Source organism: Kitasatospora sp. NPDC048662 (assembly GCF_055587065.1).
Genome location: NZ_JBVJHA010000035.1, coordinates 1 through 1,079, shown reverse-complemented (window position 1 = coordinate 1,079; position 1,079 = coordinate 1). Strand labels below are relative to the sequence as shown.

Sequence of the window (1,079 nt, the reverse complement as noted above, 5' to 3'; positions counted from 1 at the left end):
GGTTCAGCGTTGGCGCTTCAAAGCGGGTACGGGAATATCAACCCGTTGTCCATCGACTACGCCTGTCGGCCTCGCCTTAGGTCCCGACTTACCCTGGGCAGATCAGCTTGACCCAGGAACCCTTGGTCAATCGGCGCAAGAGTTTCCCACTCTTGTATCGCTACTCATGCCTGCATTCTCACTCGTGAACCGTCCACAACTCGATTCCTCGGCTGCTTCACCCGGCACACGACGCTCCCCTACCCATCACAGCGGGCGTTGGCCCTGTTGCTGCAATGACACGACTTCGGTGATGTGCTTGAGCCCCGCTACATTGTCGGCGCGGAATCACTTGACCAGTGAGCTATTACGCACTCTTTCAAGGGTGGCTGCTTCTAAGCCAACCTCCTGGTTGTCTCTGCGACTCCACATCCTTTCCCACTTAGCACACGCTTAGGGACCTTAGTCGGTGTTCTGGGCTGTTTCCCTCTCGACCATGGAGCTTATCCCCCACAGTCTCACTGCCGTGCTCTCACTTACCGGCATTCGGAGTTTGGCTAAGGTCAGTAACCCGGTGAGGCCCATCGCCTATCCAGTGCTCTACCTCCGGCAAGAAACACACGACGCTGCACCTAAATGCATTTCGGGGAGAACCAGCTATCACGGAGTTTGATTGGCCTTTCACCCCTAACCACAGGTCATCCCCCAGGTTTTCAACCCTGGTGGGTTCGGTCCTCCACACGGTCTTACCCGCGCTTCAACCTGCCCATGGCTAGATCACTCCGCTTCGGGTCTTGGGCATGCAACTCAAACGCCCTGTTCGGACTCGCTTTCGCTACGGCTACCCCACACGGGTTAACCTCGCTACACACCGCAAACTCGCAGGCTCATTCTTCAAAAGGCACGCAGTCACAGCCCCGAAGGACTGCCCCCACGGCTTGTAGGCACACGGTTTCAGGTACTATTTCACTCCGCTCCCGCGGTACTTTTCACCATTCCCTCACGGTACTATCCGCTATCGGTCACCAGGGAATATTTAGGCTTAGCGGGTGGTCCCGCCAGATTCACACGGGATTTCTCGGGCCCCGTGCTACTTGGGA

The 1,079-nt window shown here is 57.0% G+C and carries 1 rRNA gene; it reads right to left on the bottom strand.

Annotation, left to right across the window (positions count from 1 at the left end):
• A 23S ribosomal RNA gene (locus ACZ6R9_RS33785) occupies positions 1–1,079 on the bottom strand; the annotation flags it as partial.